This window comes from Amycolatopsis sp. NBC_00348 (assembly GCF_036114655.1).
In the GTDB taxonomy this organism is placed as follows: domain Bacteria; phylum Actinomycetota; class Actinomycetes; order Mycobacteriales; family Pseudonocardiaceae; genus Amycolatopsis.
Genome location: NZ_CP107994.1, coordinates 9,912,574 through 9,936,553, shown reverse-complemented (window position 1 = coordinate 9,936,553; position 23,980 = coordinate 9,912,574). Strand labels below are relative to the sequence as shown.

18 protein-coding genes and 1 tRNA gene are annotated in these 23,980 nt (G+C 68.0%); 4 read left to right on the top strand and 15 right to left on the bottom strand.

The window, feature by feature from the left end:
- Nucleotides 1-11: 11 nt before the first annotated feature.
- The 9 genes from OHS58_RS44950 to OHS58_RS44910 form a co-directional block, all read right to left on the bottom strand.
- Nucleotides 12-1,664, bottom strand: coding sequence for an FAD-dependent oxidoreductase (locus OHS58_RS44950; RefSeq protein ID WP_328646323.1), 1,653 nt, complete (start codon nt 1,662-1,664; stop codon nt 12-14).
- A 9-nt stretch (nt 1,665-1,673) separates the two neighbouring features.
- The gene (locus OHS58_RS44945; RefSeq protein ID WP_326946689.1) at nt 1,674-2,600 is read right to left on the bottom strand and encodes a ribonuclease Z; all 927 of its coding nucleotides are present in this window, start codon (nt 2,598-2,600) and stop codon (nt 1,674-1,676) included.
- A 15-nt stretch (nt 2,601-2,615) separates the two neighbouring features.
- The gene (locus tag OHS58_RS44940) at nt 2,616-3,179 is read right to left on the bottom strand and encodes an HdeD family acid-resistance protein (RefSeq protein ID WP_328646322.1); all 564 of its coding nucleotides are present in this window, start codon (nt 3,177-3,179) and stop codon (nt 2,616-2,618) included.
- A 61-nt stretch (nt 3,180-3,240) separates the two neighbouring features.
- The gene (locus OHS58_RS44935; RefSeq protein ID WP_328646321.1) at nt 3,241-4,767 is read right to left on the bottom strand and encodes a TIGR03767 family metallophosphoesterase; all 1,527 of its coding nucleotides are present in this window, start codon (nt 4,765-4,767) and stop codon (nt 3,241-3,243) included.
- Nucleotides 4,767-5,831 carry an ABC transporter ATP-binding protein gene (locus tag OHS58_RS44930; RefSeq protein WP_326946686.1) on the bottom strand — a complete coding sequence of 355 codons (1,065 nt, stop codon included), beginning with the start codon at nt 5,829-5,831 and terminating at the stop codon, nt 4,767-4,769. Before OHS58_RS44930 ends, OHS58_RS44935 begins: the two co-directional genes overlap by 1 nt.
- Entirely contained in the window at nt 5,831-6,634 is an 804-nt protein-coding gene (locus OHS58_RS44925) for an ABC transporter permease (RefSeq protein WP_247061559.1), read from the bottom strand. Before OHS58_RS44925 ends, OHS58_RS44930 begins: the two co-directional genes overlap by 1 nt.
- Nucleotides 6,631-7,509 carry an ABC transporter permease gene (locus OHS58_RS44920; RefSeq protein WP_247061558.1) on the bottom strand — a complete coding sequence of 293 codons (879 nt, stop codon included), beginning with the start codon at nt 7,507-7,509 and terminating at the stop codon, nt 6,631-6,633. Before OHS58_RS44920 ends, OHS58_RS44925 begins: the two co-directional genes overlap by 4 nt.
- Nucleotides 7,510-7,561: 52 nt before the next feature.
- Entirely contained in the window at nt 7,562-8,692 is a 1,131-nt protein-coding gene (locus OHS58_RS44915; protein WP_326946684.1) for an ABC transporter substrate-binding protein, read from the bottom strand.
- Nucleotides 8,693-8,932: 240 nt separating this feature from the next.
- Nucleotides 8,933-11,146, bottom strand: coding sequence for an RICIN domain-containing protein (locus tag OHS58_RS44910; RefSeq protein ID WP_326955594.1), 2,214 nt, complete (start codon nt 11,144-11,146; stop codon nt 8,933-8,935).
- Nucleotides 11,147-11,426: 280 nt separating this feature from the next.
- On the opposite strand from OHS58_RS44910, the gene OHS58_RS44905 reads away from it, so the two are divergent.
- Nucleotides 11,427-11,499 (top strand) — tRNA-Ala (locus tag OHS58_RS44905).
- 462 nt (nt 11,500-11,961) lie between these two features.
- Here the strand turns inward: OHS58_RS44905 and OHS58_RS44900 are convergent.
- Entirely contained in the window at nt 11,962-12,288 is a 327-nt protein-coding gene (locus OHS58_RS44900) for a hypothetical protein (RefSeq protein WP_328646320.1), read from the bottom strand.
- A 969-nt stretch (nt 12,289-13,257) separates the two neighbouring features.
- Between OHS58_RS44900 and OHS58_RS44895 the strand changes: the two genes are divergently transcribed.
- Nucleotides 13,258-13,686 (top strand): hypothetical protein, encoded by a 429-nt coding sequence (locus OHS58_RS44895; RefSeq protein WP_326955596.1) that lies wholly within the window; start codon nt 13,258-13,260, stop codon nt 13,684-13,686.
- Here OHS58_RS44895 and OHS58_RS44890 read toward each other — a convergent pair.
- The 4 genes from OHS58_RS44890 to OHS58_RS44875 form a co-directional block, all read right to left on the bottom strand.
- The gene (locus OHS58_RS44890) at nt 13,683-14,186 is read right to left on the bottom strand and encodes a hypothetical protein (protein WP_328646319.1); all 504 of its coding nucleotides are present in this window, start codon (nt 14,184-14,186) and stop codon (nt 13,683-13,685) included. The two genes, OHS58_RS44895 and OHS58_RS44890, sit on opposite strands and share 4 nt — an antisense overlap.
- Nucleotides 14,187-14,277: 91 nt before the next feature.
- Nucleotides 14,278-16,482 (bottom strand): DEAD/DEAH box helicase family protein, encoded by a 2,205-nt coding sequence (locus OHS58_RS44885; RefSeq protein WP_326955598.1) that lies wholly within the window; start codon nt 16,480-16,482, stop codon nt 14,278-14,280.
- Nucleotides 16,483-18,379: 1,897 nt separating this feature from the next.
- On the bottom strand, nt 18,380-18,580 hold the full coding sequence (locus tag OHS58_RS44880) for a hypothetical protein (RefSeq protein ID WP_328646318.1): 201 nt from the start codon (nt 18,578-18,580) through the stop codon (nt 18,380-18,382).
- Nucleotides 18,581-18,789: 209 nt separating this feature from the next.
- Nucleotides 18,790-19,017 (bottom strand): hypothetical protein, encoded by a 228-nt coding sequence (locus OHS58_RS44875; protein WP_326955600.1) that lies wholly within the window; start codon nt 19,015-19,017, stop codon nt 18,790-18,792.
- 493 nt (nt 19,018-19,510) lie between these two features.
- Here OHS58_RS44875 and OHS58_RS44870 point away from each other — a divergent pair, with 493 nt between their 5' ends.
- Nucleotides 19,511-20,293, top strand: coding sequence for a hypothetical protein (locus OHS58_RS44870; protein ID WP_328646317.1), 783 nt, complete (start codon nt 19,511-19,513; stop codon nt 20,291-20,293).
- A gap of 98 nt (nt 20,294-20,391) precedes the next feature.
- Nucleotides 20,392-20,940: a hypothetical protein gene (locus tag OHS58_RS44865; RefSeq protein WP_328646316.1), complete on the top strand. Its 549-nt coding sequence runs from the start codon at nt 20,392-20,394 to the stop codon at nt 20,938-20,940.
- A 15-nt stretch (nt 20,941-20,955) separates the two neighbouring features.
- On the opposite strand, the gene OHS58_RS44860 is transcribed toward OHS58_RS44865, so the two are convergent.
- The gene (locus OHS58_RS44860; RefSeq protein ID WP_328646315.1) at nt 20,956-23,748 is read right to left on the bottom strand and encodes a helix-turn-helix transcriptional regulator; all 2,793 of its coding nucleotides are present in this window, start codon (nt 23,746-23,748) and stop codon (nt 20,956-20,958) included.
- Nucleotides 23,749-23,980: the final 232 nt, after the last annotated feature.

Genomic DNA, 23,980 nt, shown 5'->3' with positions numbered 1-23,980 from the left:
CGGGGAGGACGTCAATGTTCCTCCAGGTACCGGTGTACCAGCGTCACGGCCATCGCGCCTTCGCCGACCGCGGAGGCCACCCGCTTGACCGACTGGGACCGCACGTCGCCCGCTACGAAGACGCCCGGGATCGACGACTCGAGGTAATGCGGGTCACGGTCCAGGGTCCAGCCCCGGGGGCGCTGGCCGGCGGCCAGCAGGTCCGGGCCGGTGCAGACGAAGCCGTGGTCGTCGCGGTGGAGGTCGTCGCCCAGCCACTCCGTGCGGGGGGCCGCGCCGATGAAGATGAACAGGTGGCCTGTGTCGACCTCCTCGGTGACGCCGTTTTCGCAGAGCGTGAGCCGCTCCAGGTGGTCGTCGCCGTGGGCCTGCTTGACCGTGGTGCGGGTGCGGACGTGGATGTTCTCGATGCCGGCGATCTGCTCGATCAGGTAGTGCGACATCGACGACTCGAGCGACTCGCCGCGCACCAGGATGCTGACGTCGCTGGCGTGCTTGGAGAAGAACACCGCGGCCTGGCCGGCGGAGTTCGCGCCGCCGACGATGTAGACGTGCTCGCCCTTGCACTCGGGCGCCTCGGTGGGCGCCGAGCCGTAGTAGACGCCGCGGCCGCTCAGCTCCTCGATGCCCTCGGCGTCGAGCGCCCGGTAGGTGACGCCGCTGGCGAGGATCACCGAGTGCGCGGCGATCTCGCTGCCGTCGCCGAAGGTGATGACCCGGGACGAGCCGCGGGCCTCCAGGCCGACGACGTCGCGGGCGGTGAGCACCTCGGCGCCGAACTTCTGCGCCTGGCGCCGCGCCCGGTCGGTCAGCTGCGCGCCGGAGACGCCGTCAGGGAAGCCGAGGTAGTTCTCGATGCGCGAGCTGGTGCCGGCCTGGCCGCCGGTGGCCTTCTTCTCGACGAGCACCGTGCGCAGGCCTTCAGACGCGCCGTACACCGCGGCGCCGAGCCCGGCCGGGCCGCCGCCGATGACGACGAGGTCGTAGAACTCCTGCGCGGGGCGGGTCGACAAGCCGACCGCGTCCGCGATCTCGCCGCTGGAGGGGTGCTTGAGCACGGTGCCGTCGGGGGTGACGATCACCGGGATGTCGGCTTCGACGGCGTCGGCGGCCTTGAGCAAGCGCTTGCCCTCGTCGTCCTCGACCGAGTACCAGCGGTAGGGCACGGCGTTGCGCGCGAGGAAGTCGCGCATGTGGAACGACGGCGACGAGTACCGGTGGCCGAGGAGCTTGACCTCGTCGACCGGCTTGTCGCCGACGGCCTTCCAGGTCTCGACGAGCGCGTCGATCACCGGGTAGAGCTTCTCCTCCGGCGGGTCCCACGGCTTGAGCAGGTAGTGGTCGACGTCGACGACGTTGATCGCCTGGATCGCGGCGTCGGTGTCGGCGTAGGCGGTCAGCAGGGCCCGGCGGGCGTGCGGGAACAGGTCCATCGCCTTCTCGAGGAAGGCGATGCCATCCATCTGCGGCATCCGGTAGTCGGCGAGGATCGCCGCGACGGCGTCGCCGCGCAGCTTGATCTCGCGCAGCGCGTCGAGGGCGTCGGCGCCCGAGTCGGCGCGGATGATGCGGTAGTCCTTGCCGTAGCGCCGGCGCAGGTCACGGGCGACCGAGCGGGACACGGCGGGATCGTCGTCGACGGTCATCAGGATCGGCTGGCTCACGCTTGCAGCCTACGGCGCGAGGGGCTCCGCTGGGGAGGACCGGCGTTTCGGCACCTGGACCCGCTCCAGGTCCGTGGCCACCACGATCTCGCCGTCGAACTCGGCCCGGGCTTCGTCGAAGAACCGCTGAGGCTCGGTGTAGCGCTGCGAAAAGTGGGTCAGCACGAGCAGCCGGACGCCGGACTCGGCGGCGACGCGGGCGGCCTGCTGGGCGGTCAGGTGGCCGAAGTCACGGGCCAGGGCGGTGTCCTCGGCGAGGAAGGTCGACTCGATCACGAGCATGTCCGCGTCCTCGGCGAGGGCGTAGACGCCGTCGCAGAGGCGGGTGTCCATGACGAACGCGAACCGCTGGCCGCGCCGGGGCACGCTGACGTCGTCGAGGCTCACCGTCCCCAGCCGGCCGTCGCGCTGGAGCTTGCCGACGTCCGGGCCCTGGATGCCGAACGAGCGCAGCCGCTCGGGGAGCATCGTCCGGCCGTCCGGCTCGACCAGCCGGTAGCCGAACGCCTCGACCGGGTGACTCAGCAGCCGGGTCTCCAGGACGCCGAACTTGCCCGACGCGATCTGGCCGCTCGAAGAGATGGGCTGTTCCCGCAGGTCGGCGGTCTCGTAGAACGACGTCGCGTGCCGCAGCCGCTCGAAGTAGTGCGCGCCGGACGCCGGGAAGTGCGCGTGCACCGGGTGCCGCACCTTGTCCAGCGACAGCCGCTGGATGACGCCGGACAGCCCGAGGCTGTGGTCGCCGTGGAAGTGCGTGACGCAGATCCGGGTGACGTCCGTGACCGCGACGCCGGCGTGCACCATCTGCCGCTGGGTGCCCTCGCCGGGGTCGAAGAGGAGGCCTTCGCCGTCCCAGCGCAGGAGGTAGCCGTTCTGGTTGCGGTGGCGCGTGGGCACCTGGCTCGCGGTGCCCAGCACCACCAGTTCGCGGGTCACATCCCCGCACGGTACTCAGACCGCGGCGGGCGTGTTCGCGATCTTCCGCAGCCGGAAGGCCAGCACGAGCAGCACGATCCCGTAGACCAGCGCGTAGATCCCGGCCAGCAGCGCGACGCCGTACGCGCCCGCGATCGGGTTGATCACGATGAGGATGCCGGCGAGCACGGAGATCGCGCCGGCCAGGATGAGGAACGCCTCGCCCCGGATCTGCTTGCGCAGGCGGATCGCGGCGGCGATCTCGGCGATGCCGGTGACGATCGCCCACAGCCCGACCAGCAGCGCCAGCAGCAGCACCGTGATGCCCGGCCACACCAGCACCACGATCCCGGCGACGATGCCGAGCACGCCCAGCACGCCGTACGCGGCGCGGTGGGCGCCGTCGCCCGGGCGGAACGCCTGCATCAGCCCGCCGATGCCGTCCACGATCGCGTAGACGCCGTAGAGGATCGCGAGCACCAGCACGGTCGCGCCCGGCCAGACGAGCGCGAAGATCCCGAACAGCACGGCGAACACCCCGCGCACGGCGGTGAGGAGCCAGGCTTGCCGGGGTTCGACGACGATTCCGAAGGCGGTCATGTCCCGCTCCTTTGCACTCCGGGAGCCCCAGTATCGCGACACCCGGGGCCCTCGGCGCGGTTCACCACCCGTTCGGGCGTGGATCCCGGAGCAGGAGCTCGACGTTGCGGTCGGCGGCGGTCCCGGCGCCCCGCTCGGGGCCGTCGCGGTGCTGCCAGTAGTTCGCCGACAGCTCGCGGGACAGCCCCGCCAACCCGATCGGGTCTTCACCGCCGCCCGTCACCGGTCCACTGTGGTCGACGATGGTGACCACAATGGACAGCGTGCCGTCGGCGTTGTCGCGGACCTCGACGAGCCGGGCCTGCTGCGGCCAGTCGATGTGCGACGCCGTCGTCACCTCCCAGAACGTCGCCTGCGGGGTCACCTTGTTCTCGTGGGTGTGGCCGTTCACCCACAGGACGACGTTCGGTGACGCGTGCAGCAGTGCGGCCAGCTCGTCGGCCAAGACCCGCCGGTCCGGGCCGTGGTCGTTGACCAGCGTGTCGAGGGGGTGGTGGCTGAACAGCACGACGAGCCGGTCCGCCGACGCCGCCAGCTCCGCGCGCAACCACTCGAACTGGGGAACGTCGAGCGAGCCCTGCCAGAAGCCGTGCGGGTTGACCGTGTCGAGCACCAGGCAGCGCAGGACGCCGTGGTCGAACGCGTAGTAGGCGGTGTCGGACTCGGCGTTCGCCCGGACGTACCCGTGGCCGTGGCAGTCGACGTGCGCGCCGATCCACTCGGCGCGGGAGACGTGCCGCCGCTCGGGATCGGGCGTCACGGGCACCGTCGCACCGTCCAGCAGCCGCGCGACGACGTCCCGCTCGGCCTGGTCGAAGCCGTGCAGCAGCTCGACGACGTCACCCTCGGGCAGCGCCGTCAGCTTGGCCCCGCCGACCGTGATCTCGCCCAGTTCCGGCCACGGCGGGACGACGCCCTGCAGCATGTTGTCGTGGTTGCCGTAGACGGCGTACCACGGCACGTGCAGCCCGGTCGCCTCGAACGGGCGCGCGGCCGCGTCGAGGACGCCCGGCGCTTCCGGGAAGCCGTAGCGGGCCCGCGCGTGGTCGTCTTCGCAGCCCTCCGGCGTGCCGCCGGGGTGCCAGTAGCGGACGTCGTAGGTCGCCGGGTCGCTCGCGTGGACGCCCTCCCAGTGCCCGCGCTCGCCGGAGTCGGGGTCGACCGGGCCGCCGTCGAGCGTGCCCAGGTAGGCGCGCAGTTCGTTGGCCTGGCAGGCGTCGGTCGCGTCGCCGGTGGACACCGCGAAGTCGACGTCGAACTCGTTGACCGCGCGGACCATCGCCTCGACGACGTGCGTCGTGAACACGTCCTGCGGCCGGTAGGTGCCGATCAACGGCAGGTAGGCCCGCAGCGGCGAGTCCGGGTCGGCGTGCCGTTCGAGGTACTCGACCCGGCTCGGCGACTGCGCGTCCATCACGTGCAGGTCCGACAGGTGCGCGAACCGCGCCAGCGGCGTCCCGGCCCGGGAGGCCGACGCCGGCGCGAGGTCCTCCCGGACGGCGTGCGGTTCGCCCGGCGCCTCGGCGAGCCGCCGGTAACCCAGCTCGCCCGCCTCGGCCCGGACGATCCGCCGGCGCGTCGTGTCCACTACGCGTCCGCGGCCAGCAGGACCGGGCGGCTGCCGAAGCCGACGGCCGCCGTGCTGCCCGGAAGCAGCTCCGCGGCCGTCACGCTCGGCAGGTCCACGAGCACCGTCGTACCGTCCGGCAGCACCGCCGTGAGGCGGGTGACCGCGCCGCGGAAGCTGTGGTCGGTGACGCGGGCCGGGCCGCCGGGTTCGAGCGTCACCGACTCGGGGCGGACCAGCACGCGCACGGCCGCGCCGTCCGCCCGCTCCCCCGGCTCGGCCAGCTTCAGCCGCTGCCCGGCGACGTCGACCTCGGTGCCGCCGCCGGTGACCGTGCCCGCGAGGTGGTTCATCGTGCCGACGAACTCCGCCACGAACGCCGTCGCCGGGCGCGCGTACAACGCGGCCGGGGTGTCGCACTGCTCGAGCCGGCCGTCCTTCATCACGCCGACGCGGTCGGCGATCGACAGCGCCTCCTCCTGGTCGTGCGTGACGAACAGCGTGGTGATGCCGACCCGCAGCTGCAGCCGGCGGATCTCGTCCCGCAGCTGCGTGCGCACCTGGGCGTCCAAAGCGGACAGTGGCTCGTCGAGCAGCAGCACGCGCGGTTCGATGGCCAGCGCCCTGGCGAGCGCGACGCGCTGCTGCTGGCCGCCGGAGAGCTGGTGCGGGTAGCGCTTGGCGTGGCTGTCCAGCCCGACCAGCTCCAGCAGCTCCTGCGCCCGCTGGTGCCGGGGCGCCGTGCCCTGGCCGCGCAGCCGCAGCCCGAACGCGACGTTGTCCCGCACGGTCAGGTTCGGGAACAGGCTGTAGGCCTGGAAGACCATGCCCATGTCGCGCTTGTTGGCCGGCACGCCGACGACGTCGGAGCCGTCGACGAGCACCTCGCCCGAGTCGACCTGCTCGAGGCCGGCCAGCACGCGCAACGCCGTCGTCTTGCCGCAGCCGGACGGCCCGAGGAGCGCGACCAGCTCGCCGGGCTCGATCAGCAGGTTCAGCCCGTCGAGGGCCTTGACGTCGCCGAATTCGCGGTGCAGCCCGCGAAACTCCACGGAGGCGCCCGTCTTGGTTTCGATCACGGTCATCAGGCGGTTCCTTGCGGTGCGGGGGCGATGGGCGCGGCCGGGTTGTGCTCACGACGGCGGCGGCCCGCGACGAGGGACAGGACGAACAGCAGCAGGAAGGCGACGAACAGGCTGAACAGCGACACCGCGACCGACACGCCGGCCTCGGACTGTCCGGTTTGGACGGTCCACACCGGGAAGGTGTCCATCAGCAGGATGCTGGCCAGGGTGTATTCGCCGAGCACCAGCGCCAGGTTGAGGAACGCGGCGCCGAACACCGCACTGCGGATGTTGGGCACGATCACCCGCAGCAGCACGGTGCCCCAGCCGGCGCCGAGGCTGCGCGCGGCCTCGACCAGCGTCGGCAGCGCGATCGCCTGCAGGCCCGCGTCGAGCGTGCGGTAGGTGAACGGCAGCGCCAGGACGACGTACTCCAGCACGAGGATCACGGGCGTCCCGTTGATCACCTCCGGCGCGTCCGCGAACACCACGAGCACGCCGTTGACCAGCACGATCGGCGGGATGACCAGCGGCAGCAGGCTGATCCCCTCCATCACCCGGCGCAGCTTCGGCTTGCGCAGGTGCACCCAGCTGACCGTCGGGACCATGATCAGCAGCGTGAGCACGACCGTGCCCGCGGCGACCCACAGTGACGTGCCCAGCGTCTCGAACAGGCCCGGCTCGTCGAGCAGCTTGCTCCACGAGACGAAGCTGTGCGTGTCGTTGACGTCGCGCAGGCTGAACTCGACCGACGCCGCCATCGGCACCAGGAAGTACAGGCCGAACAGGGTGAGAATGGTCCAGCGACCCCATTTGTTGGTCATCCGAGCCACCTCGACGCGCGCCGCTGCATCCACGAGTAGAACGCCATCACGATGGCGACCACGACGATCATGCCGAGGCCGAGCGCCTTCCCGAGGTTCTGCTGGTCCGCCACGACGTTGCCGGAGACCAGCGAGCCGATCTGGATCGGCACCAGCGGGATGATGCCGGTGGTCAGCGCGTACGCGGTGGCGTAGGCGCTGAACGCGTTGGCGAACAACAGGAGCGTCGAAGCCAGGAACGGCGGCAGCAGCACCGGGACGGCGATGAGCCGGAAGTACTGCGTGCGCGTCGCGCCCAGGTTCTCCGCCGCCTCGCGCCACTGCGCGCGCATGCCTTCCAGCGCCGGGGTGAACACGATGACCATCAACGGGATCTGGAAGTAGATGTAGACGATCGCGATGCCGGAGAAGCTGAACAGGCTGAACCCGGACGCGTAGAGGTCGAGGCCGAGCCCGGTCAGCGCCTTGGTGACGATGCCGATGCTGCCGAGCGTGGCGATGAACGCGAACGCCAGCGGCACGCCGCCGAAGTTGGCCAGCACGCCGGCCGCGCTGGAGACGACCTTGCGCAGCAGGCCGTCCGGCTTGGACCCGAGGACGGCGTGGGCGAGCAGCGCGCCGAGCACGGCGCCGACCACGGCGGTCAGCGCGGACAGCTCGATGGACGTCACGAACGACCGGCCGAACTGGTCCTTGAAGGCCGCGCCGAGGTTGTCGGTGGTGAACGCGCCGTCGTTGTCCTGGAAGGCACCGACCGCGACCATCACCACCGGCGCGCCGAGGAAGACGCCGGTGTAGGCGAGGAAGGGCAGCAGGCCGAGGTGGCCGGTCACCCACTTGAGCAAGCGCCGCGCGAACCCGGGGCGCACGGGCACGGCGGCAGGCGATGTCGCGCCTGCCGCCGTGGTGAGGGTCTCGGCCGTCACGTCAGCCGACGGCCTTCGCCCACTCGTCCGCGACGACCTTCTTGGCCGCGTCGATCTGGTCGTTGGTCGGGAACTTCGTCTCGCCGGGGATCTGCGGCAGGGCCGCGAGCGACGTCTTGTCCGCGGTGCCCGCCGTCTCCATCTTCGGCAGCCGCGCCGGGCGCGAAAGGCCCTTCAGGAAGAGGTTCTGGCCCTCGTCGGAGAACAGGAACTCCTGCCACAGCCGCGCGGCGGCCGGGTGCGGGGCGGTCTTGCTGACCGCCTGGCAGTAGAAGTTCGAGTAGACGCCGTCGGCCGGGACCGCGACCTTCCAGTCGACCTTGCCCTCGAGCTTCTTCGCGTAGCCGGCCTGCAGGTAGTCCCAGTCGAGCGTGATCGGCGTCTGGCCGCTCTCCACGGTCGCCGCGCTCGACTGCACCGGGATGAAGTTGCCGGACTTCTTGAGGTCACCGAAGTAGCTGATGCCGGGCTTGATGTCGGCGAACGAACCGCCGTTGGCCAGCGCCGCGGCGTACACGCCGGCGAACGCCGCGCCCGCCTTCGTCGGGTCGCCGTTCAGCGCGATCTTGCCCGCGTACTCCGGCTTCTTCAGGTCGGCGAAGGACGTCGGCGGGTTCGGCACCTTCTTGGCGTCGTAGCCGATGGAGATGTAGCCGCCGTAGTCGTTGACCCACTGGCCGTCGGCGTCCTTCTGGTTGTCCGGGACGTCGGCGAAGGTCGCGACCTTGTAGGGCGCGAGCAGGCCGTCCTTGGCCGCCGTCAGCGCGAAGGCGCCGCCGAGGTCGAGCACGTCGGGCGCACGGTCCTGGCCCTTGAGCTGCTTGACGGCGTTGACCTCGTCCTGGCTCGAGCCCTCGGGGTTGGCCTCGGTGACCTTGAGGCCGTACTTCTTCTTGAAGGCGTCGAGGACCTCGCCGTAGTTCGCCCAGTCGTGCGGGAGGGCGATGACGTTGAGGGTGCCTTCCTTCTTCGCCGCCTCGACGAGCTTGTCGAGCCCGCCGAGGTCGGCGGCCGACTTGGCGGTGCCGGCGGCACCGGAGTCCTTGTTGTCGCTGGAAGATCCGCCACAGGCGGTGAGTACCAGGGCACCTGCGGCGACCGCCGCGGTGAGCGCCGCGAAACGTCTGTTCACTTGCTACGTCCTCCGATACCCGGGGTGGCTGTGCGAGCGAACGCTCCCCGAGCAAGGTGAACAATCCATAACTTCCCGGTAAATATGTACTACCGTACGCATGCACGCTCTGTAATCACACTTTTCGCCCGTTCGGCGGTTGCCCGTTAACCCGGCCGACGGGTTTCGCGTGAGGACGTCCATTACGGAGAATGAGGACCGGCGTGCGCCGCGGCCGCCACCACGGCGCACGCCGGTTGATCAGGGGTAACTCACCAGGTTGACGGGCTTGGTCCCCGTCGGCGTCGTGTCACCGGTGGTGTTGATGACGTGCGTGATCGTCCCCTGGTAGTTCAGCGAGACGGTCACCATGTCGTGGAACTTGACACCCGGGGTGTTCGGCGCCTCGAAGGCGTGCGCGCTGGCGACCGAGGGGTTGGTGCTGAAGAAGCAGTAGCTGCCCAGCCCCCACGCCTCGTGACTCGTCACGTTCGGGCCCACCTTGTACGCGGAGTAGCCCTTCGTGGAGCCGTTCATCCAGCCCGCCTGGTTCGGCACGTCGTACGGCATCTCGTTCTGGAAGAAGTACGTCCGGCCGCCGTTGCCGTTCCAGACGACCTGCGTCTTCTGGTAGTGCTCGACGAACAGGCCGTACATCGTCACGTTGTTGCCGTTGACCGTGAGCCCGTTGTCGGCGGTGTTGGTGGTCCAGCCGACGTTGTTGCCGTTGTCGGCGTGGTCGGCGCGCCAGATCCACATGTGGTCGCCGATCACGTTGTTGCTGTTCACCACCAGGCTGTTGGTCGCCTTGCCGACGGCCGGGCCGCCGATCCGGAAGAACACGTCGTGCAGCGACGTCGGGTCGGCCGAGTGGTCGGCGGTCGAACCGGCCGCACCGACCTGCATGAGCGTGTTCGAGTTGGTCGTGCCGGCGTCGATCAGCAGGCCGGCCACCTTCACGCCGTTGACGTCGTCGACGTTCATCGCGGTCACGCCGCCGTCCGGCACCAGGGTCGCGATGCCGAGACCGAGCACGACGGTGTCGGGCCGGGTCACGTGCAGCGCCTGGTTGAGGTGGTAGACACCGGGCGTCACCAGCAGGTTCTTCCCGGCGGCCAGCGCGGCGTTCATGTCCGCCGCGGTCGCGCCGGGCTTGGCGATGTAGAACTGGTCGATCGGCAGCGAGGTGCCCGGCGCGGTGCCGTTCGCCCAGCTCGTGCCGGACGCGTTGGTCTTCACCCCGGGGACGAACACCTGGTAGTTGCCGGCGTTGTCGATGTAGAGGAACGGCTTCTCGCGCACGACCGGCGTCGAGGCGACGGTGGTGTAGGGCGGGCTCGGGAAGGTGTTCGAGGGAGCGCCCTGGACGCCGGCGAAGACCATGTTCCAGTTCGAGCCGTTCCAGCTGCCGAACTGCGAGTTGCGCGAGATCCACTGCTGCTGCGAGCCGGAGCGGACCTGGCCGTCGATCTTCGAGTCGGAGATCCAGCCGCCGCTGGCCCAGCCGCCGTCGTCGAGCTGCAGGTCACCACGGACGTGCATGCGGCGGTACGGCGCGGCCTGGCTGACCGCCCAGCGGTCGGCGCCGCCGGTCGGGTTGACGGACAGGTTCTCGGCGCCGCGCCAGAAGTTCTGCGTCGCGTTCTGCGGCGGGAACCAGTCGGCTTCGACGTGCACGGCGCCGTTGATCGTCACGGCGTCCGGGCTCAGCCCGAGGCCCAGCACCTGCGTGTAGAAGCCGACGTTCACGTCGTTCGAGTACGTGCCCGGCTTGAACATCACGGCGTAGCGCTGGCTGCCGAACTGGTTGCGTTCCTGCTGGCTGAAGATGCCGTTGAGCCGGCTCTGGATGCTGGAGCTCGACATCGACGGGTCGAAGATCACCACGTTCGGGCCGAGGTCCGGCTGACCGGAGGTCGGAGGAGTAGTGCCACCCACGGGGGTAAGTGTGAACGACTGCGCACTGGTGTTGTTACAGGAGTACTGCTGAAGCTGGACGGAGTCGGCGGTGGAGGCGCTCGGCACGTCGAGGCACTTCCCGCTGTTCCGGTTCACGAAGTGGTACCGCCCGCTGCCCTCGTCGACGGCCTGCCACTGCTGGTTGAGGCCGTTCGAGTAGCTCCACAGCTGCACGAGCCCGCCGTCGGCGGTCGAGACGCCGGTGACATCCCAGGCCGCGGCGGCGTTGTTGCGCGTGTTGACGCGGAAGTAGCCGTCCCCGGTCGACTGGAACTGCCACTCCTGGGAAGCGCTTTGATTGCAGCTGTACTGCTGCACGACGGTGCCGTTGGCACTGGCGGCAGCCCGAGCATCAACACACTTACCGCTGTTCACGGCGGCGACCGTGTACCACCCGTCAGGGGTGATCGCGGCCTGAGCCGCCGGCGCCGCCGCGACGACGGTGATCAAGCCCGCGACCAGGGTGGACGCTGCCGAGAGCACCGTCATCACCCGCCGTCGCACCGGACTCTTCATCGAAACCTCCTCTGCCGCACAGGCGGCGTTCTTCGAGCAGGAAACGGCAGAGGCATGCCCGGTGAAGACGCGGCGTAACGGGCGGGGACCTCGGCGTCACAACCGCCGAAAATGTAACGGCGGACACACCGGGAGTCAATACACGCCTAAAAATAAGTCCTAAAACTGCAGGTCACAAGGTTGTGCCCGAGTTGGTGACCATGCAGGCACCCCCGCGTCGAGGGCCTCGGGACGGCGTGTAGGGTATGGCCATACGAGATGCGGAGTACACCTTCGCCTCGGGGCTATGGCGCAGCTGGTAGCGCACCTCACTGGCAGTGAGGGGGTCAGGGGTTCGAGTCCCCTTAGCTCCACAGTGACGAAACACCGCTCACCGGGACAAGAGTTCCAGGTTGGGCGGTTTTTTCGTATCGGCGAACTTTGACTTTCGTCCAGAAGAAGTTCAGCTACCGGCGGGTAACTGGGGCAAAACTGGGGCACCGGCCCGAGGGCGGCGAAATGGGGTCACGAAAAGTGCCCCAGTAGCGTCCCCCGGACAGGTGGACGCCAAAGGTTCTTTGCGCGCACCTTCGTGCCATCGGCGGCAAGCTCAGCTCCTTCGCCGAGTCTCGTAACGAAGCGGTTCGCCGCCCATCACCGCAGTCCTGTCTCCTCCGATGCGGCTGGACGGAGTTAGCAGCGACCACGACCCGTCGCTCGATGCGAGGCAGCCATGCAGACCGACGATGAAGCCCTGCGGCGATCCGACCCCGTAGCGCTCGAGCAGGGCGAACCGACGAGTGACCGACACTGGCCGCCCACGACAACACCTGTTGTCAAGCGGTGAGTTTCCGGCACCTCCGGATTCGGAAGGTGCGGTAGACCGCGCCGCCGGTGCCGAGCACCACCGGCAAGCCGCCGAACGCGACGGTGAACCGCGCGCTGTCCGACCTCCGTTCGACGCAGTGCTCGGCCGGTCGGTACCGGACGTCCAGCCGGCAGCCGACCTGGTGGCGGTGCCGGGTTCCCGGGTTGAGGTCCACCCGGACTACACCCTCAGGGCCGACGAAGGCGATCTCGTACTCCGGCGCTTTCTGCGGCACCAGCACCTGGGCGGGTGTGTGCTGGACCCGCTGGACGCGTCGAGTAACTGGGAGATTCACGGCTATTCGGACTCCTGGGCCATTGTGGACGATCGCCGGATATAGCTGGTTAGCGGTGGCGCACTGAGCTTCACCAGGCCCGCTTCCGCGAAGGGCGCTTTCAAGAAGATCGACGCCCCTTCGACGCCGAGGCCAACCCCCGGGGTGCCGATTTCGCAGGTCGCGGCACGAGGCGCAAAGGTTCCCGTTTTTGGAGACCTTTCGGGCAGGGGTAAAACGTTCCGGGGCGTTGACGCCGTCTGGGTCATCGCTGATACGTTCAGTCGAACAAGAGTGCATCACCCGGCTGGGGTAGCAGAGGTGATTCCGGCACTCTCGGTAACTGGGGTTTGGTTTACGAGGGAAAGGCAGAAGACTTTATGGCGAGGAACGAAGGCCGAAGTGACCACGCCTCGCCGGCGCCGTCGATGACGAGCCTGTCGCCCGCAGTGGTTGCGCTGCCGGTGACCTGATGACCGGAGACCTGCGGTTCCGGCGAAAACGCCGACGCGCTTCTGCTGTTGTTGCGTGACCTGACGGAGGAAGCCGCGGGAGCCCCGCCGGCAACGCCGTTCGTGCCGAGACGGGGCACCGTGACGACGGTGTGCGCGCTCGTCCGAGCGGGGGTCTGGCCGAGCTGCGCAAGTTGAGCGGCACAGAAGCGGATTCTTCGGCAGTGAAGAAATGATCCGCGTGATCCTCCCAGGTGCTGAACCCACCCCGTCGGAGCCGCGCCACATCCACTGACTCCGCGGGTGCACCCATTCCGACTGTCCCAATCGGCGAGCGTCCTCAGCGAGGAACTGTTCATGCGGTGGCGCCGAACCGCAGCGGATAAGCCGGTCATTGTCGGGCGGACAGTGGTCCGATGCCGGTTGGCGCCGAGGTTGTTCGACTGCGGCGGGATCCTCTGCTGCTGCAGCAGATGATGTAAATCAAATACAGCTCGTCCAGATTTCCCTGTGCGAGTACAAGAATGGGAGTCATACGATGCGCAACAAGATCGCGGCCTTGGTCGCGACGACTGCTTTTGTCGCCGGCGGGACACTCATGACCGCGACGTCGGCGTCGGCAACTGTGGACCCTCCCGGCGGCAGCTGGGACCACACGTGGACCACCACGGACGCCAACAAGGGTGGCACTGTCTACGTCGAAGAAAACGGCGACGTCGTGTCCGTCTGCGACTCGTTCGCCGACGGACTTGCCGCCCGGGCGCGTGTCTCCGTCCAACAGAGTTCGGGCGCCTACCTCGAGCGTTACACGCTCGTCGCCTCCGGTGGATTGGGATCTTGCGCCACGGCCAGGGCTTCTGATGGCGGCACGCACGACCTCCCGGAACACGTGAGCATCGGCGTCACGGTTTACCTGGGTCCGGACTTCCAGCACGCGAGCGACCACTATTACCTCAACGATCACTAGGTTTCTTGCGTCCTGGCTTCGTGTGCTGAGCCGAAGCCTGTCGGACCAGGGGTGTAGTGCAGCCGAAGTCGGACTTGCTTCGGTAGTCCTGTTCGGACGGCCCGGTCGTTGGATCCCGACCGGGCCGTCTGCTCCGGCGTCGCCCAGATCCGCTCCGGCACGGCGCGTCGTGATCGCCGGCCACGACGCCTCCGCCGGCGCACCGGATTGAACGGAATCAGCCGCTCATCAGCTGCATCGGTCAGCAGCATCGACAACGGGTTGAGCTGCGAGCTCACCGTCGCCTGGGCGTAGCCGTCCCGATCCAGTTGTCGGGCCCATTCGGTCACGCCCAGCGCCGTGATCGCACCCAGCGGTAGTTGGCCGAACTTCGGCAGGATGTGACACCGCAGCCGGCTGCGGTAGCTCTCGATCGTCCGCGGATCCAGATCCATCGAGCGGAACCACCGCGCCACCCACTCGGCTACCGTGACCGCGCTGTCGGCCGGATCGATCCACACCCGCCGACGCCGATCCACCTCCAACTCGGCGGCATAGGCCTATCACCGGGTATTACGAGCTCGTCTCGCGGGTGAACACCTCACTCTCGTCTCATCCCGAGCGGCCGAGCAAGCCGCCGGTGTTCTTGTGGAGCTGGCCGCCCGGTTGCGGTGGTGGTGCCTGAAAGGCCCGGTAGCGTTGCTTGGTGACGCATCGGATGACTGCGTGCATAAATTTCGTGCGGTCGGGCACTCGTACTGCCCAGCGCTCGTCGGTACGGGTGTTCCACAACACGCCCGTCTCATGGCCGCCCATCACCAGATAGAGCGCCAGCTGGAGAAACATGGCGCGATCGAGTTCGGAGACGAACTTCAGCTCGAAGACCCGGCCATCGTGCACGGCGTCGGCGACACCAACGAACGTGATCGGCGTCGCCGCTGGTGACCCCAGAGCCATGCCGGAGAGGTTCATCGGCACCTGGGCCTCGCAGTCGCGGGGAAGCTGAGTCGCCAGCCGCCTGGTCAGCGCGTCGCGCACCTCCTCACTGACTTTCCGGGTGACCTGCTCGGCGTAGCGCATCTGGTCGGTGTCGACGGCGGTCAGCAGCAGCGCATCGTGCCAAGGGTCCTCGTTCAGCTTGACGCGCAGTTGCTTCGCGATCGGTTTGGGGTTCAGCATCACCTCGAGGGCCGGGTTGTACCGGTCGAAGAACACCGCTTCCTGGTAGTGCCCCACCACGGGAGAGAGATCGATCAGCCCGTCGACGCGGTCGATGACGATCTCCTCGCCCGAGCCGTCGTCGAGACGTCGCCGATCGAGCAGGGCGACACACGCCTGAAGGTTCTCCGCGTAGGTGAAGTCGAAACAATCCGAGGCCAGCAGCGGCTTGTCATACTTCGGCTGGTCCTCGTTCAGCAGTTGCGTGAACCGCTGCACGGGGATGAACCCGATGCTCTTGGGTTGCCGACGAGCATGTGCGGATCGCACAAAGACGACTTCGTGCTTCCCTCGGGATGCGGCGACCAGGAACACGTTGCGCAGGACGGTGATGTCCACGTTCGGGAAGCCGCAGCGCATATCCCACATGTTTTCGTCGTAGTCGAACACCACACTCGTCGGGCGTTCCAGGCCTTTGCTGGAGTCGAAGGTGGTGAACACGGCGGTGTTGTCGTTATAGGTGACCGACTTGTCGCCGTCGCGGATGGAGGCGTAGACGGTTTGCTTGTTGAAGACCTCGCTGTGGTGGTGTTCCAGGTGGTTCAGTGCCTCGGCCATCTGCCCGTTGCGTTTGCCCAGGCACAGCAGGTCGCCCGGGTTCTTCGCCCGCATCAGGTCGAGCGCCTCGCGGTAAGAGACATACCGGATAGTCTGCGCGGGGTTGACGCCCACCACCGGCTTGTTCCATGCCTCCGACAGCAGCGCGCCGAGTTCCTGACCTGCCCGGAAAGACTGTGTGAACGGCATCAGCTCAGCTTGACGGGTGATCTCCCGGGTGAACCGTTGGACATCCAGCGTGGTGTTCGACTGCACTTTCTGAGCCAGGTCGCCGACCAGAACGGTCTGCATCGACGGGTTCAGCGACTTGATGTTGCGCAGCAGCTGCGCGTACTCCTCGTTGATGTCCTGGTACTCGTCGACCACGAGCAGGTCGAAGCGGGGAAACCACGCCGAAATGCTGTTGAAGGCCGCGTTGAACCGCCGGATGGATTCATCGAGGCCGCAAGTGATGCCCGCCTTGAGCAGCGATGGATACACGATTCCGTGATAGTTCTGCACTTTCGCGTTCCGTACCCGGCGTTGCGCATCGGCCTTCAGCAGCTTGCTGTAGGTCAGGTACAAGACCTCCCGGCCTCGGCCCACTTCGCTGCACAATGCCTGGATCGCGGTGGTCTTGCCCGATCCCACCGTGGCGTCGACGATGACATCCCGCCCCGCGCGTACCGCGTCGATCATCCGCCGCTGCTCGCCACTCAGCGGCACGGGCGTGGGAGCCGCGGCAATGCGGCCGCGGCTCCCACGACGGCTGGACACCCGGGTCGGGCTGACGACCGCAGCGAAGTTCGGGTTGGCCGCGAGCTGCGCCCGTAGCACCGCCTCGCCATCAGCTCGCATCGCCGGCCGCAGGTCCGGCGGCAGAAGCACCTGGCACCGTGCCTGCACCGCACCGGGCGTGCGCTGCAGCGTCCCCGCCAGCGCCTCCAGCGCCACACCGCGCCTGAGCCCGTCCAGCAGCGTCGCGGTGTCCTCCGCCGACCAGGCTGCGCCCGCACGGCGTGGCGCAGGCTTGGAGTCGTCACTCCGGCTTTCAGTAGTCACCTTGTCACGCTATCGACAATCATCGACATAATGTGCCGGTATCGCGAATCCAGGCCGGGCTGCGCGCGTTCTGTTCGGGTGCCGGTGGGCGTGGCGCGGTAACACAGTGTGGGCCAGCGCGGCGACCTCAGAGTGCGCCGCGTTTCTTCTGCCGGGCCGATGCCGGCAATTTCCGACCGGTCACGAGAACCGATGCGGCTCCGCGATCAAGAAACCGCCGCCCCCGTGATCGATCTGACCAGTCTCGGCCTCGGCGCGGCCCGCACGGGGAGCCGGGCCACGACGCTGCGGTTCCACCAGAGCGCCGGGTCGCTACCCGTCATCAGATTGGGGAAACCACGTCCACGAAATCGGCGAGACCGACGATCCGGGGGCCTCCATACAGCGACAGGACCGACCGGCGGCCAGAGACCTGGCATGAGCGGATAGAGCCTCACCATCGCCTCTTCCCCGGGCGCGAGCGTCTTCACCTTCTCCAGCGTCAGAAAGGATCGGGGTGCGACGGCAGCCTTGGCGAGGTGGTCAGGAGCCACGATCGGGCGCGGACGTGTCCACACTCCGGTTCGGTCGCCGTCCACCTGTCCTGCTCACGATGGGGGTCCGTGCCGAAAATATGCCGTGACGTAGAACTCGGCGTTAGCATTCGGTTCATGCGGCGGCAACGCTTCACCAGGACGATCACCACCGGCCCCCGTGGCCGGGTGTACCTGCCGGTGCCGTTCGACCCGGACGAAGTGTGGGCCGAAAGGACACCCACCACGTCACCGGCACCCTCAACGGTCACCAGGTCCGCGGCCCGCTCGCACGCTTCGGCACCGACATCGGCCTGGGACTGGGACTGGGACTGGCGCCAAGTGTAGCGGCGGGACAACGGCATCGAAGCGGGCGACCGGGTCGACGCGGAGCTGCAGCCGGAGGGGCCCCAGCACCAGGACCTGGCCGACGACATCGCCGAAATGATCACTCTCCTCGAGCAGCGGAAGAAGCAACGGTGACCGCGACGCCCGGACCAGGTACACCGGTCGAGGACCGTCGGCGACCGTCCACACATGCCGCAGAACCCGGGTCTCGACCGACGCTCGGTAGCTCGACGCGGCGGCCGGCCAAGTGGCTGACGTAGCTTGTTACCGCGCCTTCCGGTGCACGTCGTCGCTCGCCTTGACTGCTCGACTGGCGCCAAGCCCGTGGTCGTGTGCCGATCACACGTTTGTTCGAAACAACCGCAAGCGGTCCTCTCACCAATTTCACCGGGGCACAGCTGGGGCAAACCTCCTGTTACAACTGCACTCAACAACACACAGTTGCCAACAACGGCACCGAAGCGCATCATCTGACTAGGCGATTCTCTATCGCCGCAGGTCAGAACCATGATCGACCCTCACTGGCAGTGAGGGGGTCAGAGGTTCGAGTCCCCTTAGCTCCACTTTCTTACAGAACCCCTTTGACCATGCCGTTTCGGCAGGTCGGAGGGGTTTCTTGCGTTCCGGGTTCGATCTTCGGTGATCGACCTTGCGGCGTGATCTTGTGCTCCTGGTGGGGCAGAACTGGAGCACCACCCCCTCGATACGGCGTCGGCGCGGTGTTCCTGCTGCTCCCGGGCCCGACCGGCGGGTGACCCCCACCGTGGCGAAGAGGGGGACAACCGGCGCAACCCGCCTGCTGTCGACCACACTCGGTGACGGTGTTGGGGCGCCGTGTGCCAGCGCAGCTCGAGATCGTCGAGCAGCCGCTGCTCGACCTCCGGGGCGACGTGGGAGTAGGTCTCGATGACCCGGTTGTCCAAGTGATGGCCGAGCCTGCGGGCCTGCGCGATCTCCGGTGCGCCGCCCGCGATCAGCCACGTCTTGTGACTGTGCCGCAGCCCGTGGAACATCAACCCGGGCCGCGCAGCCCGCCTTCATCCCGGACGCGTCGCTGCCCTCGACCGCCGGGCGGAAACCCGCCGCAGGAACGTCGAGCGCCACAACCACGTCCCGCTCGGCGCGGGGAACACGAACCCACGCCGGTGCCTCGCGAGGTGCTCGCGCAGCAACGCGGCCAAGAACGGCGGCCACGCGATCGGCCCACCGAGCAGACCGGCCTGATCGGCGATCCGCACCACCTGCTCCGCAGCCGATCGGCCGTCATCCAGGATGCGCGGACTGCGGCGACGGGTCCGAAGACACGCCCGTGCCGATGAGCGGACGTCCATCCGTTGTGTTGTCCCCGCCCGCTGGATGTCATCGTCTTGCGGATCGCAGACGGGCGGATCGCGGTACGAGGTCAACCGCAGGACCATCGCCAGGGCCGCCCTGCAACAAGTGCCTCTCAGCGACCCGGTGGAGGACCGTCCTCGACGACCACTTTCTCGGCGCCTCGCTTGGCGAACGCCGCCCACAGGCTGAAGCTCACGACGCCCACCGCGACCGCCAGCCAGAGCCAGACGAACGGCTCCCTCAGTGGGAACCGCACCAGTACGAAAACGATCATCGCGACCCCGACTACCGCGCCGAACACGGCGGAGGGCTTGGACGGCTTGATCCGGTACACGAGCATCACTCCCCAGACTGCAATTTTCGTGGCCCTCGACTACCCCCTGAACGATCTACCGAAACTTCACCGGCTTCCTCGATTGGAGCCGGTTCGACGTCGCCGTACGCCAGTCCCGTCACGGCGGCACGCGGTGGCTTCGGGTCGATCGCACCCTGTCGAGGTTCGAGCGGATGGTCCTGGTCGTGGGGTGGCCGGGTCTCAACACCCGCTGGCTGTCGGCAAGGGTCGCCTCGAACAGCGGGATCACCCGCCAGGTGGTGGGCAGCAGCGAGGTTGTTCCGCAAGCTCAGCTCACACTGGTTCCACAAACGCACCGGATTGGCGCCGCACCCTATCCTGCGCAGCTCGAACAGCCCCGATAGCGAAGATTAGGGTTTCGTGTAGGGGTTTCCCTGATGAGCGACCACTGTCTTCCTCCTAACCTTCGACAAGTGCGGCCGCGGTGGTACCCGAAATCGTGGCCAGCCGGCCGAAGTCGAATGATTCAGGAGGAAAAATGGCTCAGGAAACGACTTCTTTCGAAGAGTACGACAAGAAGGCCTACGAGTCGCAGGTTGCCGCCCTGCGGTTGAACGGGTCGGCTGTCGTCACCAACCTCAAGAACATGAAGCGGACGTTCATCAGTGTCAGCCTCGAAGGATCGAACGTCGCCGCCAGCATCGACGGCAAGCTGATCTACGACAAGGACGACAAACGAGGGTACTTCTGCGACCAGATCGACGTCGAACTCTCCATCGGCTCGCCGTACAAGATCGGCATCGACAGCCCGCAGACGACCATGGGCAGCGAATCGACGAGCACCAGTTCGCAGTGGCAGCTCGACGTCAACGCGGGAACGTTCGGGCCGGTGCCGACCACGGGCGTCAGCGGCGGCATCGTCATCGGCAGCTCGTTCAGCAAGGGCCTGCAGGACTGGAAGGTCGTCAACACCTCGACCAACGACATCATCCGGCACAGCTACCGGATGGCCGCATCCGAGCGCGCGGCCTACGAACAGCCCTCCGACCTCGTGGACCAGACGGCGGGCGGCCAGCTCCAGGGCTGCCCGCTCTTCCACGTACCGGACATCTCGGTGGCCAACATGCCGCTGCTGACCACGGGCATCTTCGTGAGCGACCGGCTCCAGGATCGTTCGCGCGTCAACCTGCAGGTGAAGGTCACCGGACACTTCGTCCGCGTCGAGAAGACCTTCGAGTTCTTCGTGGTCGACATCGAAACCCTCCGCAAGCCGTGGACCTGGCAGTACTCGGTCCCGGTCACCATCCCCGCGGCCGACTGACCTGTATTTCAGCACCACGCCTTGAACGGAGGGGAATCATGCCCGAGGAAGTTCCGACGTCCGAACTCCAGCGAATGCCAAGAGACATGTTCAACGAGATGGCCAGATACCTGTCCCCAGCCGACCTTTCGAGTCTGCTGACGACGTCATCGGACATGAACGAGAAGGTCGGCGCGTACATCGACAAGATCCTCCTGTCCGGCGACATCGTGCGGTCCAGCGGGATCCCGGTGGACCGCACGGAATCATGGCGCAAGATCGTCTCGTTCCTCGATCGGGGTGACTACCTGCGCAACCCGGGGCAGGACCCGAAGACCTCGATCCTCGACGTCCTGAAGAACCAGGAAAACCACGACCAGGCCGAAAAGTTCACCCAGTACATCGTGATCTGCACGTACGGGCTGGAGCGGGAAGCGAACCAGTTCAAGGCGTACGCACTGGACGCCCTGGAAAGGGTCAACTACACCTTCACCTGGTTCGAGGACGGCAAGTACCTCCGCACCGGGGACAAGGACGAAAACGGAGAAGGAGTCATCTTCTCGCGCCCGGAGGGTGAGACGATCCTGGACATGGCGCGGCGATGGCGCGTCATATCCGGAGTGCTGGCACCCCTCCCGGGAGAAGCGCCCGATCAGCGACACCGGTAAGGCCGGGCTCCAGGGTCAACCGGCGGCGAAGTGGGTGACGAGCTGGGTCCGCGAGCGGACACCGAGTTTGCGAAACGTCCTGCTCAGGTGAGCCTCGACGGTCTTCTCGCTGACGAACAGACGCTCGGCGATCTCACGGTTGGTCAACGCGTCCGCGGCCAACCGCGCGACCCGGCGTTCGGACGGCGTCAACCCGCGCACGCCGTTGATGCGAAGCTTGGGCGGCCGGCCACCACCTCGCGCCAGCCCGGCTTTCAGCCGCTCGGCCAGTTCGAGGGCGTGACACTCCACGGCCAGCTCGGCGGCACGCCGGACAGTGGCCCGAGCGGTGCCTCGATCGCCGTCCCGCAGCTGCAGGTCGCCGAGATCCGAGAGGGTCCTGGCCAGCTCCAGCCGGCCAGGGCCGTCTCGCAACAGGTCTGCTGCTTCAGCGAGATTCCGCAGTGCCTCGGCGGGGGCGGCGAGCTGGGCCGCGGCGCGCAGGGCGATCGCGATGTGCCTGGGAACAGCGAAATCACGGGCCAGCCGCAGTTGCTCGGCGACGAATGCGCCGGCTTCTTGCCGGTTGCCCGCGAGCAGATGGGCGCTCGCGGCCGCCAACCGCCACGGCACGTCCCAGATCAGGCTCATACCCCAACGTTCGTACCACTGTCCGCACAGCAGCGCGTCGGCGAGTGCGGCGGCGTGGTCACCTTCGGTCAGATGCAGCCGGATTCTGGCCTCCAGCAACCACATGAGGGTGGACGCGTGCGGTTGCCGCCCACCCGCGAGCTCGCCGCTTTCCAAGATCTGCCGCGCTTCCGGCAGCCGGCCCTCCTCCATTCGCAAGTGGACCGCGGTGGCGTCCAGCAACGGCAACCCGACGTTCGGCCGGGGTGTCGCCGCGGTGCCGAGTTCGACGTGTTCGACGGCCTCCGCCAGATCACCACGCGCCCAGGCGATCCGGCTCAAGTAGCCTCGGATGATGCCCATCGGCAACAGCAACCCGCGCTCGACGGCGGTGTCCAGCGCCCGTTGCATGCGCCGTTCGGCTTCGTCCAGCTGATCGGCCACCAACAGGGTGTGCACCGCCGCCCAGAGGGCGCACCGCTCGGGGGTGAGCGCGTCACCGGCGAGCGCCGAGCGTGCGAGCCGCAGCGCTTCGGCGACCGGGCGACCGGCGAAGATCGCCTCGATCGACCGCTGCGAGTCCGGTATCGCGCTTGGGCGGCCGCTTCGCCGTTCCAAGGACTCCAGGTGCCGCAGCAGCAGGGTGCGGCCGGCCGGATCGGCCCTGGCCATGCCGACCAGTTCGCCCTCGACCTCCAGCTCGAGGTCCGGGGCATCGGCACCGGCCAGATCGTCGAGCGCTTGGACCAGCAACGGGATGGCCGTGTGCGGGTCACCACTGGCGTTGCGGAACCGGGCGAGGCTGTAAGCGCACAAGGCCCGCTGCCTGCGGTCATCGGTGAGCGTGAGCGCTTCCCGCAGGTGGGTTTCGGCGTCGGTGACGGCCAGGTGGTGGGCCCGGCAGTTGCCCAGCTGCCGGCTGATCTCCGCCCGCAGTGCCGGTGCCGGCGGTTCGGCGCGCGCCCTCTCCAGGAACACGGCCGCGTCCTCCGGCGACCCGTGCTGGAACGCCTGCCTGGCCGCCGCGGCCAGCAGTGTGACGCGGTCGTGCACGCCGCGCGGGGCAGTGCGCAGCAGGTGCGAGGCGATCTGGACCAGTGGTCTTCCCGCCCGCTGCAACACCGCCGCCGCCCGTTCGTGTTCCGCGCCGCGGTCGTCCGCTGGGATCAGCGAGAGCGCGACATCGCCCACGACGGCATGCACGAAGGCAGGAGGGTCGAAACGCTCGAATATTCCCAACCGAGTGAGCTTCTGCGCGGCCGCCACGGTTCCGGACCCAGGCAGGCCGGCTTGTTCGGCCACGACAGCGACGGGCGTGTCGTCACCGAGCACGGCGACCGCCCGCGCCACAGCTTGGACCTCCGGTGTTTGGCGGCGCAACCGGCCGGCGACGTACCAGCGGATCGCGTCCGGGCCCGAATCCGCGACGGAGGCGGCGTTGGCCGCCTCCGGCCGTACACCGTCGGCGGCCAGCACTCGCAACAGTTCCCGGACGAACAGCGGGTTCCCGGCGGTGACGGCGTGACAGGCGACGCAGAACTCGTCGTGCGCGTCCCCGCCCAGCTCCCGCCGCACCAGTTCGGCGACCGCGACGCCGCTCAGGTTCTTGGGTCGCAGCAACGTCAGTTCCCCGGCGGCGAGGATGTCGTCGATCAACTCGTCGGCGCCGGGTTCCGCGGGCCGGATCGCGATGATCACCAGGGCCCGGGCCGAGTCGAGCCGGCGCGCCAGGAAACCCAGGAACTGCAAGGACGGCAGATCGGCCCACTGCGCGTCGTCCACCAGCACGACCAACGGCGCCCGCTCCGCCAGGTTGACCAACAGCCAGTACAACCCGTTCAACAACGGGTAGGGCGACCCGGGCGCGTCCTCCTGGCCGGTCTCTCCGAACAGGCACTCGGTGGCTTTGGCCGCACCCGTGAACACTTCGTCCCGCGCGGCCCGCGCCCTCGGCAGAACCGGCTCGAAGAGCTGCCGCACCACGCCGAAACCGAACTGGCGTTCCAGCTCCGCACCGCGCGCCCCCATCACCGCGCACCTCTGACCGGCCGCGAGCCTGCGCACCTCTCGTAGCAGTGTGGTCTTGCCCAGCCCCGGGCCCGCTTCCACCACCGCCAGACCACCCCGGCCGGCCGCCAATTCGGCCAACGACCGCTTGAGGTCGCGCAGCTCTCCGTCCCGCTCCACGAGCCGCGTCACCAGACGTTCACACTCCTGTGTCCGACACCCTGAGATCAAGAACTTCGTCGAGCCGGAAGTGTTGTCAGCATAACGACTCGCCACAGGGCTGATCCACGTCGAACACTGACGTTGCGGACGCGCAGGCGTTCATCGAGGCGATGATCGGGCTCGGGTGGCGGGCTCGGGTGATCGACATGGTGATGTCCTGGGAGGGCCGAGATGATCTCGGCCCTCCCAGGACAGTTCGGTA